The sequence below is a fragment of the Pseudomonas sp. S3(2024) genome (assembly GCF_036861315.1).
Taxonomy (GTDB): Bacteria; Pseudomonadota; Gammaproteobacteria; order Pseudomonadales; family Pseudomonadaceae; genus Aquipseudomonas; species Aquipseudomonas putida_A.
The window spans coordinates 118297-133300 of record NZ_JAZAQQ010000007.1; the positions used below are offsets into that span (position 1 = coordinate 118297).

Consider the following 15004-nt stretch of genomic DNA (forward strand, 5'->3'; position numbering starts at 1 on the left):
CGATGATTGATGCACGTCTGAAAATCACTTATCCGGGTTTCAACCTGGATGTCGATCTGCACTTGCCGGGGCGTGGCGTGACTGCGCTGTATGGCCATTCCGGGTCGGGCAAAACCACTTGCCTGCGCTGTATCGCCGGGCTTGAGCGCGCCGAGCAGGGTTTCATCCAGATCAACGACGAAGTCTGGCAGGACAGCGAACGGCGGATTTTTGTCCCGCCGCACAAACGTGCGCTGGGTTACGTGTTCCAGGAAGCCAGTTTGTTTCCGCACCTGTCAGTGCTGGCCAACCTGCAATTTGGCCTTAAACGCATCGCCAAGGCCCAGCGTCGGGTCGACATGGCGCAAGCCACCGAACTACTGGGCATCGGTCATTTGCTGGAGCGTCATCCGCAGCATCTGTCCGGCGGCGAACGCCAACGTGTCGGCATCGCCCGCGCGTTGCTGACCAGCCCGAAACTGTTGCTGATGGATGAGCCGCTGGCCGCCCTCGACAGTCAGCGTAAAAACGAAATCCTGCCATACCTGCAACGTCTGCACGACGAGCTGGACATCCCGGTGCTGTACGTCAGCCATGCGCAGGATGAGGTCGCCCGCCTGGCCGATCATCTGGTGCTGCTCAGCGACGGCAAGGCCCTGGCCAGCGGCCCGATTGGCGAAACCCTCGCGCGCCTTGACCTGCCAATGGCGTTGGGCGATGACGCTGGTGTAATCATCGAAGGCCAGGTCAGCGCCTACGATGCCGAGTACCAGTTGCTGAGTCTGCAATTGCCGGCGACTGCCATGAACATCCGGGTGACTCACGCGCCGATGGCGGTCGGTCAGGCTCTGCGCTGCAAGGTGCACGCCCGCGACATCAGTCTGGCCCTGCACAACAGCGAGGCCAGCAGCATCCTCAATCGCTTGCCGGTGACCGTGGTCAGCGAGCTGGCGGCGGACAATGCCGCGCATGTGCTGATTCGTCTGGATGCCGGCGGCACACCGCTGTTGGCGCGGATCACGCGGTTTTCCCGGGATCAGCTCGGCATCCACCCGGGCCAGCATTTATGGGCGCAGATCAAGGCCGTCGCCGTGCTGGCCTGAATTGGTTGGCACGACGGCCACGGCGCGCGGTCAATCGCTGTAACAGAGCGATTCGCCAAGGACACCGCCATGCCCGACACCGCACTAGCCGACGTCTTACCGCCCGACCTGCATTACGTCGACGATACTCAACCCGGCCTCACCCGTAAAAAGCTGCGCGGCAAGTTCGCCTATTTCGATCCGGCCGGGCAGCGCATCACCGACCCTGATGAGATCAAACGGATCAATTCGCTGGCAGTGCCGCCGGCCTACACCGACGTGTGGATCTGCGCCGATCCGCGTGGCCATTTGCAGGCCACCGGACGCGATGCCCGGGGCCGCAAGCAGTATCGCTATCACCCGCGCTGGCGCGAGGTGCGTGATGCCGACAAGTACTCGCGCTTGCGTGAGTTCGGCCTCGCGCTGCCGAAGTTGCGCAAACAGCTCGAAACCCTGCTCGACGCACCCGGCTTCAGCCGCGACAAAGTCATGGCCACGGTCATCACGCTGCTCGACGCCACATTGATTCGTGTCGGCAATACCCAATACGCGCGGGACAACCGCTCCTATGGCCTGACCACCCTGCGCAGCCGACATGTCGAGGTCAACGGCAGCGCGATCCTGTTCCAGTTTCGCGGCAAAAGCGGCATCGAACACCAGATCACCGTCAAGGATCGTCGCCTGGCGCGCATCATCAAGCGCTGCCTGGAAATCCCCGGACAGAATCTGTTTCAGTATCTGGACGAAAACGGCGAGCGGCACACCGTCAGTTCCCATGACGTCAACAGCTACCTGCAGACCCTCACCGGTGCCGACTTCACCGCCAAGGATTACCGCACCTGGGCCGGCAGCGCACTGGCTCTGGCGGTATTGCGCGAACTGCAATGGGAGTCGGAAGCCGAGGCGAAACGGCACGTAGTGGAGATGGTCAAGAGCGTATCCAAACAGCTGGGCAACACCCCGGCGGTGTGCCGCAAGTGCTACATCCATCCGGCGGTGGTCGAGCGCTTCCTGCTCGGTGCGCTGGCTGAACTGCCACGCCCGCGGGTGCGCAAGGGCTTGCGCTCCGAGGAAGTGGCGCTGGCGATGTTTCTCGAGCAAATGATGGACGCGCCTTGATCGCGCTGGATGGGTGATCTAGGCTAGCCACCTTTCCCCCCTTCAGGACGACCGCAGAAAGTGAACAATCAAGCCTTCTGAAAATGTAATCGCGATAAGCGCTGAATGGCGCCTGTCAGTCTTCACGACATTTTTCGGAGGTGCCGATGACTCACGTCTCGCGTACGCCTGCCCTCGTCTCCCTGAATCAAACCAGTTTTCAGTTCGCTAATGGCGAGACGATTTTCAACGACCTGAATCTGCAATTCGATCACACCCACACAGCCATCGTCGGGCGCAACGGCGTCGGTAAAAGCGTGCTGGCCAAGCTGATCGCCGGGCACTTGCAACCAACTGCCGGCAGCGTCACCTGCTCGGTGCCATTGGCCTATGTGGCGCAAACATTCACCGCCAATGCGGCGCTGACCGTGGCCGATGCCACCGGCACCGCCGCCGCCCTTCGCGCATTGCAACGGCTGCAGTCTGGCGAGGCGGCAGCAGAAGATTTTGACATCCTCGGCGAGCGCTGGGATCTGCCCGAACGTCTGCGCCAATCGCTGAATGACGCCGGTCTGCCGGACATTGCTCCCACCGATCTGACCCAACCGCTGAGCGGCGGCCAGCAAGCGCGGCTGGCGTTGATCGGGGCGCTTCTGAATCCGGCGCGCCTGTTGGTGCTGGATGAGCCGACCAATCATCTCGACGGCCCCGGCCGCGACTGGTTGATGAGCGAACTGGAACGCTGGCGCGGCGGATTGATCGTCGTCAGTCACGACCGGCAATTGCTTGAGCGCATGCAGCGTATCGTCGAGCTGACGCCGCTGGGTGTCACGGTGTACGGCGGCAATTTTTCCGCTTACCAGCAGCAACGACAAATCCAGCAGGCGGCGGCGCAAGCGACGCTGGATCAAAGCCGAACCGAGCGCCGGCGCGAGCAACAGCGCTTGCAAAACGAGCACGACACCATCCAGCGGCATGCCGCCCGCTCACTGCGCAATGCGAAAACCGCCAACGTCTCGGGCTTCGAACGCGCCGGCCTGAAAGGTGCGGCGAGGCAGATCATGGGCCAGGTGCGTCATGGTCATCAGCAGCGCAAATCGGAGCTTGATGCACGGGTGCGCGATGCCTATGCCAAAGTGCTCCCGGATGATGCGGTGCTGATGAACCTCCCCGGCAGCGCAGTGCCTGCTGCGCGCAGAGTCTGTACGCTGATTGATGCGTGCGTGCCATGGTTGCCGGCGCAACCGCTCAATGTCACGCTGAGCGGGCCCGTGCGCGTCGCCGTCAATGGTCCGAATGGCTGCGGCAAATCGACGTTGCTCAGGTTGCTCGCGGGTCAACTGCATCCCGCCAGCGGCGAATGCATCACCCATGTTCCTGCGGCTTATCTGGACCAGCATCTGAAGCTGCTGGATGACCGTCTCAGCGTCATCGAGCAACTGCTCGCGCTGCAGAGTCCGTTGAGTGAGAGCGAATTGCGCAGCCATCTGGCGCATCTGCAACTGGACGCGCAACGGGTCACTCGAGCGAGCGCTTCACTGAGCGGTGGAGAACGTTTGAAAGCCGCGCTGGCGGTGGCCTTGTGGGGCAAGACACCTGCGCAATTGTTGCTGCTCGATGAGCCGAGCAATCATCTGGATCTGGCATCGGTTCAGGCTTTCGAGCAGGCATTGCAGACGTTTCCCGGCGCAATTGTTGCGGTTTCCCACGACACTGAGTTTCTACAGGCGTTGAAACCGACGCACCACCTGGATTGGCATGCCACAGAGTGGCGGCTGCAACCGACGAACTGACTGGCTATTTTTTGCACGATTGGCCAAGGCTTCTATAGTTGATCTGACACCTATTTGCTGTGGTGACGCCATGGAAGACATATTTGTCGTGAAGCGCTGCAACAAGATCATCATTCACGGCCGCCGCGCCGGGGAAAGCCAACATGAACCCGCTGAGGCCAGCAGTTGGTTTCGGATCAACGACACCCGCACCGGCGGCTTCATCGGCGACGGCTACGATCTTGAGGAAGATGCCCGACGCGAATGCCGACGGCTCAATGCGGCCAGCTCGCCGCTGCCGGCGCGACAATCGGCCGGCTGATGCAATTGACAGGCGGGGTCTATACTCAAAGCAGCTGACGGACCAGCGCCCCAACGGCAGAGAGCTCGCAGCCCGCGGGCTTTTTGCTGCCTCTCAACGGTTTGTCTGAACGGAGGTGTTCCATGTCCGAAAAAGAGTCCATCACCACCCTCCTCACCTTGCTCGACTCTCGTCAGGCGCGACTTGCCGCGGCCTGCAAGGAAATCGCCGACTGGGTCGACCATCAAGGCGGCCATCCGACTGCGCTGCGCATCCGCGACCGACTGAACGATATCGAAAAAGACACACCGCTGATCCGCAGCACCCTGTCGTCGCTACAACCGGTCGAACGGCCACTGCCACGTTTCAGATGACTGCACCGCGATAAACGACAGCTAACCGGCGTACCGTCTGGCCGATGTACCGAACGCCCCGAGGTGTGGGCGGTCAAAACCTGTACACGTCACCCAGGAGACGGTTCATGGTTATCCATTTCAAAACAGACGGACATCTGGCTTGTGGTCACAAGGGCGACAACCTTGCCTCAAGCCTGGAACTCAATCGCGTCAAATGCCGCAGCTGCCGCAACACAGACGCCTACAAAGAAGCACGCAAGACCCAGCGCAATGCCGCACGCCGCGCAGCGCGCCACACCAAGGCTGATCATGGTGCGTCGAACTGGCGTTCGGAGTGGATCGAACGCCTGACCGCGCTGGCCGGGCCGCAGCGCCTGCCAAGGGGCTTTTTCGGGCAAGCGTTCGTATAACCGATTGATGTCGTTTTTTTAGTCCATCACTCGACGTGAATTGCCACGAATTCACCGCTCGAACCCATCAATGCCCTGGCCTTATCGTCAGGGCTTTTTGTTGAAAACTCCGGTTCGAGCAGCCCGTAGCCCTGAGTCAAGCTTGCAAATAGCCAACGCGCCCTCATAACCAGAACCGTATCCACAGTCACCGAGAGGCAAAAAATCATGACCGGACAAACCGAAACCGCGATTCTCGCCGGGGGCTGCTTCTGGGGCATGCAGGACCTGCTGCGGCGTTATCCCGGCGTGTTGCAGACGCGAGTCGGCTACAGCGGCGGCGATGTACCGAACGCCACCTACCGCAACCACGGCAACCACGCTGAAGCCATCGAAATCATCTTCGACCCGGCGGTGATCAGCTACCGGCAGATCCTCGAGTTCTTCTTCCAGATCCACGATCCGAGTACGCCCAACCGTCAAGGCAACGATCTCGGCCCCAGCTATCGTTCGGCGATTTATTATCTCAGCGAAGAGCAACGCGACATCGCCGAGGATACCGCCGCCGACGTTGACGCTTCCGGTCTCTGGCCGGGCCGAGTAGTCACCGAAATCGAACCGGCGGGGCCGTTCTGGGAAGCGGAACCTGAGCACCAGGACTACCTGGAGCGGATACCGAATGGCTACACCTGCCACTTCATCCGTCCGAACTGGAAGTTGCCCAAGCGCAGCTAATAACACACCTGCGTAATCACTCCACGCACAGCGCTGGCCTTTACTGAAGGCCGGCGCTCGCGCACCTCTGGAATTGATCATTTTGGTGAGCCCTCCGTAGCACAGTTCCAGCGCCCGAGGATGAACATACGTTCATCGCAAGCATGGCTCAATGCGTCTAGCCTGCAGGTTCCAACATAGTGCCTACAGGAGTACCCCACCATGTTCTCGCACGAAAGCCTCCCGCTGATTGCCATTTTCACCATCATGCTACTGTGCGTACTGGCTGCGTTTTTACACCCGGTACATGCATTCTTCAGCTGGCTGCGCAGGCGCAAGGAACGATCAAACGCCCAGGCTGCAAAAGAGGCTGATTCGCGCTGAATGTGTTCCCTCGACTGGCCCGGGGTATGCCTGGGCTTTTTGTTTTCTGGCCGAACAGCAGGTACAAAAAGCCCAGCGCGGGGCTGGGCCTGATTTTTCGTCAAGGTTAAAAACATCCGGGCTTTTTAGCCGCGAGAGTGGAGCTCAAGTGACTTACGCCAGGCTCCTCTCGTGCTCGCTTTCATGGACATAAACCCATGAAATTCCGGATGGCGAGGCCTGGTCGACGCGCATCAGCGCCGAATCGACTTTCTTCTTGGTAATGCCGTCTTTGACAAGGTCGAAGACGGCCAGGAAACAGTCCCCGGGAAGCGCTGTGATCGAGAGGTTGGTGATGTGTGATTCAGGGCTTCCAGCACGCTTGCCATACAAGCCCCAAAGTCGCTCCCAATAGTCCGCCCGACACATGATCTCTCCATCGGTGAGTACCACACGGAAGTCATTCGCCAACGCATCGTACAGAGGCTTGATGGCGCCCTCCGACCGGGAAGACATACCGCGCGACCACGGAAAGAAGAGATTGTACCAACGGTATACCTCGGCTTCGACGAGAGCGGTTTTATCGGTTGCTGCGTGCACTTGATTGATTGCCATCGGTGTTCTCCTTAACACGTCAAAAATGGCGGGGCTGGCGTAACAGACAGGCCGTCTGAATGCCCATCGCCTGAGCGATGTACCGCGCCTTGATCAAGATCCATCCTGATATCAACGCCACCGGGTCAAGCTAAAATGTTCACTCAATGACTTTTGATATCTTCGACCAAGCCACAAACGTAGACGCTTGCAGGATTGGTTGCATCGAGAAGTGACCAACGGTCTCTGCGCGCAGAAACGCAAGGAATTGATGAGGAGCCAGTTAAAAATGGCAATCCGGAAACAAACAAGGGTTTGTCTCAGCTTTCGCCCGCAAACCCTTGATTTAAGATGGTGCCCGAAGCCGGAATCGAACCGGCACGCCCTTACGAGCGGGGGATTTTAAGTCCCATGCGTCTACCAGTTTCGCCATTCGGGCGGTAGCGCTGTTGTAGTGCTCAAATCAGTCGACCAGAGAATCTGTCTTTGTTGAGCCTTTGAAGCAGAGCGGGAAATATATACATCACGTCCCGGTGAAGCAAGTTCACAGTAGCTGATTTCAAGACTAAATCTTGCAGCGCACTGAAAATAAAAAAGCTCCGTAAATCATGGATCTACGGAGCTTGTTTATAGTGGAGGCCGAGGTCGGAATCGAACCGGCGTAGGCGGATTTGCAATCCGCTGCATAACCATTTTGCTACTCGGCCTCAAACGATCGCTGTTTAGTAGCACAACAACAACCGCGTACAAACTTGGAGCGGGAAACGAGACTCGAACTCGCGACCCCGACCTTGGCAAGGTCGTGCTCTACCAACTGAGCTATTCCCGCTTGGTGTGGCGCATTCTATAGATTTCAGATGCCCCGTCAACCCTTTGATTCAAAAAAGTTTTATTTCTTTTCAACGTCGGTTTTCAGATGCGGCCAGGCGGCGCGCAGGTATTGAACCATCGACCACAACGTCAGGCCCGCCGAGATCATCAGCAAGGCGTAACCCAGCAGTACCCAGAAGCTGAAGTCGCGGGGATTGGCCAGCAGGATCACCAGCGCCAGCATCTGCGCCGCGGTTTTCCACTTGCCGAGATTGGACACTGCTACATGAGCGCGGGCACCGAGTTCGGCCATCCATTCACGCAAGGCCGATACGACAATCTCGCGGCCGATGATGACGGCTGCGGGAAGTGTCAGCCACAAATTGCCGTGTTCCTGAACCAGCAGTACCAAAGCGACTGCCACCATCAGCTTGTCGGCAACCGGATCGAGAAACGCGCCGAACGGCGTGCTTTGTTCAAGGCGGCGGGCCAGATAGCCATCCAGCCAATCAGTTGCCGCCGCAAAGGCGAATACCGAAGCGGAGGCCATATAGCTCCACTGGTAAGGCAGGTAAAACAGCAAAATGAAGATCGGGATGAGCAGGACGCGGAGAACGGTAATCAGATTAGGGATATTCATCGGCACAACTGGCTACGAGGTGAGTTGGCATTCTACTCGCTATGCAGGTTTGCATAAATCGACTCTGCGAGCTTTTTACTGATCCCCGGTGCTTTGGCGATCTCTTCGATGCTTGCACGAGACAGCTCCTGCAATCCACCAAAATGTTTCAACAAGTCCCGACGTCGGGTCGGTCCGACACCTGCAACGCCTTCCAGCGTCGAGGTGCGGCGGGTCTTGCCGCGCCGCGCACGGTGGCCGGTGATTGCGAAGCGATGCGCCTCGTCACGAATCTGCTGGATCAGGTGCAACGCCGGGGAATCGCCACGCAGCGTGAACTCATGCGCGGCATCATTGAGATACAAAGTTTCGAAGCCTGCCTTGCGTGTTGCACCCTTGGCCACACCCAGAAGAATGAGATCCGGCACCGCCAGCTCGTTGAGTACGTCGCGGGCCATCGACAACTGACCTTTGCCGCCGTCCACCAACAGAATGTCCGGCAGCTTGCCCTCCCCGTCCTTCAGTTTGCTGAAGCGCCGGGTCAACGCCTGGTGCATGGCTGCATAGTCATCACCCGCCGTGACGCCTTCAATGTTGTAACGACGATAGTCGGATTTGATCGCGCCTTCCGGGCCGAACACGACACAGGAAGCGACGGTGGCCTCACCGCTGGAGTGACTGATGTCATAGCACTCAAGACGCTGCGGCGGCTCATCCAGGTTCAGCACTTCAGCCAGCGCATCGAAACGCGCAGCCGTGTGTTGACGATTGGCCAGGCGTGCGCCCAGCGCTTGCTCGGCATTGGTGACCGCCAACTGCTGCCATCGAGCCCGCGTGCCGCGTACCCGGTGGCTGATGCTCAGCTCCCGACCGCGCAGCTCGTGGATGGCGTCGATCAGAGCCGTGGCGTCTTCGGGAACCACGTTGACGATCAGTTCGCCTGGCAGGTCGCGCTCCGGACTGCTGATGTAGTACTGACCGAGGAACGCCGCCATGACTTCAGCGACCTCCTCCTCGATACCCACCTGCGGAAAGAAGTTCTTGCTGCCCAACACCCGACCGCCGCGCACACTGATCAAGTGAACGCAAGCGCCGCCTGGATTGACGAAAGCGGCGATGACATCGATATCGCCCGTGCCGCCTTCCATGCTCTGCTGATCCTGAACCCGGCGCAGCAAGGCAATCTGGTCACGCAACTCGGCGGCGCGCTCGAATTCGAGATTGATTGCCGCCTCTTCCATTGCCGTGGACAGCTCATTGGTCAGGGCATGACTGCGCCCCTCGAGAAACATCACCGAATGGCGTACATCCTCGGCGTAGACCTCAGGTTCGACCAGACCGACACAAGGCGCCTTGCAACGCTTGATCTGATATTGAAGACACGGGCGCGTGCGATTTTTGTAATAGCTGTCTTCGCACTGACGGACGAAAAAGGTCTTTTGCAAGAGGCTGAGGCTTTCGCGAATGGCCCCGGCGCTCGGGTACGGGCCGAAATACTTGCCCTTGGCCTTCTTCGCGCCACGGTGGATGCTCAGACGTGGGAATTGGCCGTCAGACAGAAAGACATAGGGATAGGACTTATCGTCGCGCAGCAGAATGTTGTACGGCGGCCGCCACTCTTTGATCAGCGTCTGCTCAAGCAGCAACGCCTCGGTTTCGTTGGCGGTAATGGTCGTTTCGACCTGCGCGATACGCCCGACCAGCGCAGCGGTTTTTGGCGCCAGCCCGGTCTTGCGAAAATAGCTGGCAAGGCGCTTCTTGAGGTTCTTGGCCTTGCCGACATACAGCAGGCGCGCATCGCTGTCGAACATGCGATAGACGCCGGGGCGCCCACTGACAGTCGCCAGGAAGGCGCCGGAATCGAATACTTCAGTCATGATCAGGCGCTGGCATCCACCATGCCGTGGCGCACAGCCAGCAACGTCAGCTCGACGTCACTGCTGATCGACAGCTTTTCGAAAATCCGGTAGCGATATGTGTTCACCGTTTTCGGCGACAGGCAGAGTTTGTCGGAAATGATCTGCACCTTCTGGCAGCCGACAATCATCAACGCGATCTGGATTTCCCGCTCGGACAAGGCGTCGAAGGGTGAATCGTTGGTTGGCTGGAACGATTTGATCGCCAGTTGCTGGGCAATCTGCGGGCTGATGTATCGCTGCCCGGCAAACACCAGACGGATCGCCTGAACCATTTCCGGCAAACCAGCGCCCTTGGTCAGGTAGCCGGCGGCACCAGCCTGTAACAGGCGCGTAGGAAATGGATCTTCCTCGCACACGGTCACCGCGACGACCTTGATGTCCGGGTGGCTGCGCAACAGCTTGCGCGTGGCCTCGAGGCCACCAATACCGGGCATCTTTACGTCCATCAGGACCACATCGGGTTTCAACTCACGGGCCTTGATCAGGGATTCTTCCCCGGACTCGGCCTGTCCAACCACCTGCAAGCCATCGATATCAGCCAGCATACGTGTAATGCCTGTACGAACGAGATCATGGTCGTCGACCACTAGCACCCTAATCAAGCAGACACCTCGCGATATGGTCTTATTGGGATGCCGGACACCTTAGCAAAAAGTGCCAGACAGACCTAGCGGCAAGCATCATTTAAAAAGTTTCAATTCATCATCGAAGGCTTGCCGGCCGTGGGTTTCAGAGCACAAGTGTACCGAAATCGAGCTCCATCCTCAGGAAACACTCGTCCTCACCGCACACCTTGAAGCCTTTTCTCTTATACAGACTTTGCGCCGGATTATTTTTGAATACTGTCAAACGCAGTGCTGACAGTTTTTCGCCGCGAGCCAAAGCGACAACCTGATCAATCGCCCAGGATCCTGCACCTTGCCTGCGAGAGACCTCGGCTATTTGCAGCTCGCGGATGTACAAGGCCCGGCGATCATGACTGAGACTGAAAAATCCCACAGGAACTTCACCAAGAAGGATCAGCCAGTTGTCCCGCCCATCCCAGGCAACGTCGAACGCTTCGTCCTGCCACAGCAGATCGTGGTCAATGTAATAGCGCAGCATGTTCTGGCACGTCAGCTCTCGGGCGAACGCCCGATCTGCCGACTCGGCACGACGTAATGCCCAGGTCACAGGTCTACCGCCACGGGTACTACCCGCCCCTGCCATGCGCCGGCATCACGCCGGACAATAACCAACACTTCACCCGGCCCTCGCGCCGCCACCACCAGCGTCCCGCTTTCAGACCAGAACGCGCTGCGACCCGCCGATTGCCATCCACCCGTGAGCCCGGCGTGATTGGCCATCAGCACCGCCATTGAGTGGTTTTGGGCATAGCCCTGCAGCAGCGCGCTATCCACGCCGTAGCCTTTTTCCCCGATCAGCACGCCTGCTGCGTACAGGTCGGCACCAAGATCGGCGGCCGCTGCCGCGTGACTGGCATTGGAAAAATCAGCGCAGACCGCCAGCGCTACGGTATCGCCGCCTATGCTCAAGGACGAACCACCAGCACCTGGGGCATAGAAAAGCTCTTCGCCACTGTGCAGATGTTGTTTGCTGTAAACCTCAAGAGAACCATCCCCTCCTAATGTCAGCGCGCCGATCAATATCTTCGAACTGTCCCTATCGCGAATCGGCATACCGACGACAGCGGTGAGGCCCAGCTCGCGAGCGCAATCGCGCAAGGGTTGCAGCACAGCATCCTGCGGATCGATTGCCAGGTCTGCGGCCATCTGGCCTTCGTAGCCTGTCAGCGACAGCTCCGGGAACACCAGCAGCTCGACGCCCTGCTCCGCCGCCACGGCCATGAAGCGCAAATGACGGGCGAGGTTCGCCGCCAGATCACCGGCAATGGAGAGCGACTGGGCTGCAGCGACCGTGAACATCGACATGAATCATCCTTGGTGTTTGTACAAAGCAACCAGTGTGTCACAACGCCTGCAGCACTCAAGCGATAGGTAACCTCCGCAATGGCGATAGCAATTTCTGATTGCTCAGCCGTACGGGCCTCTAGTAAGCTCGGCGCATTCATCGGAGACAAACCATGTTCAACGCCCTCTCACAGCTTCGTTCCGCCAGCGCCCTGCGCTCGGTTGCGGCTGCCCGGGCGAATGACGTTTGCGCTCCTGTCAGCTTTTATTTTGGGTATTGGTTTAGCCACTGGCGCGCCTGATACCCACCGGCGCCCATAAAAACGGGTCGCCTACCAGAGAATTCTCAACCCCCGGTCGGCCTCCCGACCGGGGGTTTTGTTTTTTCAGGCCCCAAATTTTTCAGCAACACACCAGAACTTTGAGGAATCACGACATGAACTACGCCACTTATTACCGTTACGACACTTTTACCGCCTGGCGATTTAGCAGCCTCCGCTCGGGACAGCCTGCCGCCTCCGATCGGTCACCCACAGGTGGCAAGCACACACACGCAGCCAATACGGCCAATTGTCGAACACCCCAGTAGGGCCGAGTGAGCGGGAAGCACCCGCCGCCAGCCCAGGAATCCCGAATATGAACTCGTCTGTTTCTGCTCTGCCACTGACCACCCTTGATTCTGCCAACGAAGCACTGACCCTGCGTCTGCCCAGCGCATTGCAGCTCAAACAGCAATTGCCCCTGAGCAATGCCCTCGCCCAGCAAGTCGCAGCCCACCGCCAGGCGGTCCGCGCGATCCTCAATGGCGAAGACCATCGCCTGCTGGTCGTCGTCGGCCCTTGCTCGATTCATGACCCGCGCTCCGCACTCGAATACGCCGAAAAACTTTCCCGCCTGGCCCATGAAGTCAGAGACGAGATGCTGTTGGTGATGCGCGCCTACATCGAAAAACCACGCACCACCGTCGGCTGGAAAGGTCTGGCTTACGACCCGCACCTGGATGGCAGCGACGACATGGCTGGCGGCCTGACCCTGTCGCGTGAATTGATGCTTGAGATGATCCGCCTGGGCCTGCCCATCGCTACTGAGTTGCTGCAACCAATGGCGGCCGGCTACTTCGACGACCTGCTCAGTTGGGTTGCTATCGGTGCACGCACCACCGAATCGCAGATTCACCGGGAAATGGCCAGCGGCCTGAACATGCCCGTTGGTTTCAAGAACGGCACCGACGGTGGCGTAGGTGTAGCCGTCGACGCCATGCGCTCAGCAGCGCATCCGCACCGACACTTCGGCGTCGACAGCCAAGGACACCCGGCGATCATCCAGACCCCGGGCAACCCCGACACTCATATAGTGCTGCGCGGCGGTCATCACGGTCCTAACTATGATCGCGAAAGCGTCGCCCGGGTACATGCCGACCTGAGCCGACTGAAAATTCCGAGCCGGATCATGGTCGACTGCAGCCACGCCAACAGCGGCAAGGACCCATTGCGCCAGCCCGACGTGTTCAACGCGGTTCTCGAACAACGCCTGCTGGGCGATCGTTCCTTGATCGGCATGATGATTGAATCCCACCTGTTCGAAGGCTGCCAGCCCTTTAGCCCCACACTGCGTTACGGGGTGTCGGTTACCGATGGTTGCCTTGGGTTCAGTGCGACGGAACAGTTGCTGTCGAGCGCTGCCGAACGTCTTCGAGCCTGATGATCCGAGCAGCCTTTGCGGGCTTATCAAAATCCCGCAAAGGCCGAATCATCGCTCAGACTTCACCACCGGGTTATGCCCGCACCCGGATGCGTGTTATCTCGGAAGCCTGGCTGACATCATCCAGCCGCTCCACTGAATACGACACCTGCACCACAGTTTCCCGATGCTCTCGCCAGAAACGATAAGGCACGATGAATACCAAGGGCTCGCCTGCAGTTTCCCGGGTGATGTCCCGATCATCGCGGTGACTGAAATACTCACCATCGCATTTCAAGTAAACCAGCTCCCCCTCCTCGGCCTGGGCATTGCCGATCACCACGGTAATGCCATCCTCGGCATCTACTGCCTCCAGTTCGCCATCTTGCGCTTCCAGTACCTGCGGAGCTGCGAGCTCGCCTCGCATCAATGGCGCGATCAGAATTCGCGAGGTTGCAGAGTTCCTCACCTGCGCCGACCCTGACTCCACCCGGTAGCTGACGCTCACCTCCTGCATACGATGAGGGGCGATGCGATCTGCGGGTATCCAGAAAGACAGCGCTTCGCCGACAGCAAACGGCTCCACGAGCAACACATCACTGATCACCGGCAGTCCTTCGACACCTTGCCACGACAGGATGACCCGGTCCCCGACAGCCATGCGGGCGTAAGGTCGCACGATAACGCTAGTGCCCTGCGGAACACGGGCCGGATCGAGCGTCCCGCCCACCGTTTCTTCAAGGATCGGAGCCAGCAGATCGGGTTCCGGATCACCCACATTCAGCTGCAAACGACTGGATGACACGGGCTTCTGCAGCGCAACGCTGTACAGCGTCCAGTAAACCTCCAGCGAGCCGCGCTCCAGCGCTGCGATGTGCAAACCCTTTATGACAAAGACGAGTTCCTGACCCACCTGACTTTCACTGACCGCACGAGTGGTTTCGTGAATATAGGGCAATCCTTCGTCATCCAGTCCTTGCCAGCTCAGCACAAGTTTGTCGCCGCACAACATGTTCGGGTAAGGCGCCACCCTGACGAATGCATGGTCCAGTGAAGGATCAAGCATTCCACCCTCCATAACCTCAAGCATCGGTGCAGGCAACCACGAGTCTGGAGAGTCTGCCGCCGCAGACGCGTGCCGATAGCAGAATTCGAAGTGGTCGCCGTCCACCTTCAAACTCAGAAGACCGTGTTCACCGGATTCATCCGGTACAGGGGACATATTTGACGCTGGTACCACAGAAGAATCGCCGGTGGCTTCGTATATAGACATTCGTAGCTCCATTCCTTGGATAAAACGCCGCCGTGAAGGCCGCGTCGAACGAAATCCATTGAACACCATCCAGCGACCGGCGGAAGTCAGCACAACGCCTTCCGTCGGCAGGGTAAATACACCGCATGACGTAGGCTTACGAAGC

Annotated in this window: 16 protein-coding genes and 3 tRNA genes; 9 read left to right on the plus strand and 10 right to left on the minus strand. The window is 59.0% G+C overall.

Annotation, left to right across the window (positions count from 1 at the left end; translation table 11 throughout):
* Positions 1-2 precede the first annotated feature (2 nt).
* The 8 genes from modC to VLA07_RS18805 all read left to right on the plus strand — a co-directional run bounded on the left by modC (position 3) and on the right by VLA07_RS18805 (position 6075).
* On the plus strand, positions 3-1082 hold the full coding sequence (gene modC, locus VLA07_RS18770; RefSeq protein WP_333990404.1) for a molybdenum ABC transporter ATP-binding protein: 1080 nt from the start codon (positions 3-5) through the stop codon (positions 1080-1082).
* A 69-nt stretch (positions 1083-1151) separates the two neighbouring features.
* Complete coding sequence (locus tag VLA07_RS18775; RefSeq protein ID WP_333990405.1) at positions 1152-2180, plus strand: DNA topoisomerase IB; 1029 nt, start codon at positions 1152-1154, stop codon at positions 2178-2180.
* Between the two features lie 146 nt (positions 2181-2326).
* The gene (locus VLA07_RS18780) at positions 2327-3952 is read left to right on the plus strand and encodes an ATP-binding cassette domain-containing protein (RefSeq protein ID WP_333990407.1); all 1626 of its coding nucleotides are present in this window, start codon (positions 2327-2329) and stop codon (positions 3950-3952) included.
* 70 nt (positions 3953-4022) lie between these two features.
* Positions 4023-4253 (plus strand): hypothetical protein, encoded by a 231-nt coding sequence (locus tag VLA07_RS18785; RefSeq protein WP_007964938.1) that lies wholly within the window; start codon positions 4023-4025, stop codon positions 4251-4253.
* 122 nt (positions 4254-4375) lie between these two features.
* Positions 4376-4606 carry a hypothetical protein gene (locus tag VLA07_RS18790; protein WP_007964939.1) on the plus strand — a complete coding sequence of 77 codons (231 nt, stop codon included), beginning with the start codon at positions 4376-4378 and terminating at the stop codon, positions 4604-4606.
* A gap of 107 nt (positions 4607-4713) precedes the next feature.
* A complete protein-coding gene (locus VLA07_RS18795) occupies positions 4714-4998 on the plus strand; it encodes a hypothetical protein (RefSeq protein WP_027612677.1) in 285 nt (94 codons plus the stop codon).
* Positions 4999-5205: 207 nt separating this feature from the next.
* Positions 5206-5712, plus strand: a complete 507-nt coding sequence (gene msrA, locus VLA07_RS18800) for a peptide-methionine (S)-S-oxide reductase MsrA (protein ID WP_139053880.1) — start codon at positions 5206-5208, stop codon at positions 5710-5712.
* A gap of 201 nt (positions 5713-5913) precedes the next feature.
* Complete coding sequence (locus VLA07_RS18805; protein ID WP_178085212.1) at positions 5914-6075, plus strand: hypothetical protein; 162 nt, start codon at positions 5914-5916, stop codon at positions 6073-6075.
* Between the two features lie 153 nt (positions 6076-6228).
* On the opposite strand, the gene VLA07_RS18810 is transcribed toward VLA07_RS18805, so the two are convergent.
* From VLA07_RS18810 to VLA07_RS18850, 9 genes are all read right to left on the minus strand, one after another.
* Complete coding sequence (locus tag VLA07_RS18810) at positions 6229-6669, minus strand: hypothetical protein (RefSeq protein ID WP_183780075.1); 441 nt, start codon at positions 6667-6669, stop codon at positions 6229-6231.
* Between the two features lie 331 nt (positions 6670-7000).
* Positions 7001-7087: transfer RNA gene (locus tag VLA07_RS18815), tRNA-Leu, on the minus strand.
* 194 nt (positions 7088-7281) lie between these two features.
* Positions 7282-7355: transfer RNA gene (locus VLA07_RS18820), tRNA-Cys, on the minus strand.
* A 46-nt stretch (positions 7356-7401) separates the two neighbouring features.
* A tRNA-Gly gene (locus VLA07_RS18825) sits at positions 7402-7477 on the minus strand.
* 60 nt (positions 7478-7537) lie between these two features.
* Positions 7538-8098 carry a CDP-diacylglycerol--glycerol-3-phosphate 3-phosphatidyltransferase gene (pgsA, locus tag VLA07_RS18830; RefSeq protein ID WP_003225417.1) on the minus strand — a complete coding sequence of 187 codons (561 nt, stop codon included), beginning with the start codon at positions 8096-8098 and terminating at the stop codon, positions 7538-7540.
* A gap of 32 nt (positions 8099-8130) precedes the next feature.
* The gene (gene uvrC / locus VLA07_RS18835; protein WP_027612674.1) at positions 8131-9954 is read right to left on the minus strand and encodes an excinuclease ABC subunit UvrC; all 1824 of its coding nucleotides are present in this window, start codon (positions 9952-9954) and stop codon (positions 8131-8133) included.
* Between the two features lie 2 nt (positions 9955-9956).
* Positions 9957-10598 carry a response regulator transcription factor GacA gene (gacA, locus tag VLA07_RS18840; RefSeq protein WP_024012761.1) on the minus strand — a complete coding sequence of 214 codons (642 nt, stop codon included), beginning with the start codon at positions 10596-10598 and terminating at the stop codon, positions 9957-9959.
* A gap of 127 nt (positions 10599-10725) precedes the next feature.
* On the minus strand, positions 10726-11169 hold the full coding sequence (locus VLA07_RS18845) for a GNAT family N-acetyltransferase (RefSeq protein ID WP_333990429.1): 444 nt from the start codon (positions 11167-11169) through the stop codon (positions 10726-10728).
* The gene (locus VLA07_RS18850) at positions 11166-11927 is read right to left on the minus strand and encodes a carbon-nitrogen hydrolase family protein (protein ID WP_333990431.1); all 762 of its coding nucleotides are present in this window, start codon (positions 11925-11927) and stop codon (positions 11166-11168) included. Before VLA07_RS18850 ends, VLA07_RS18845 begins: the two co-directional genes overlap by 4 nt.
* A gap of 615 nt (positions 11928-12542) precedes the next feature.
* On the opposite strand from VLA07_RS18850, the gene VLA07_RS18855 reads away from it, so the two are divergent.
* Entirely contained in the window at positions 12543-13607 is a 1065-nt protein-coding gene (locus VLA07_RS18855) for a 3-deoxy-7-phosphoheptulonate synthase (RefSeq protein WP_333990432.1), read from the plus strand.
* Positions 13608-13680: 73 nt separating this feature from the next.
* Here VLA07_RS18855 and VLA07_RS18860 read toward each other — a convergent pair whose 3' ends face one another.
* Positions 13681-14859, minus strand: a complete 1179-nt coding sequence (locus VLA07_RS18860; RefSeq protein WP_333990433.1) for a hypothetical protein — start codon at positions 14857-14859, stop codon at positions 13681-13683.
* Between the last annotated feature and the right edge of the window lie 145 nt (positions 14860-15004).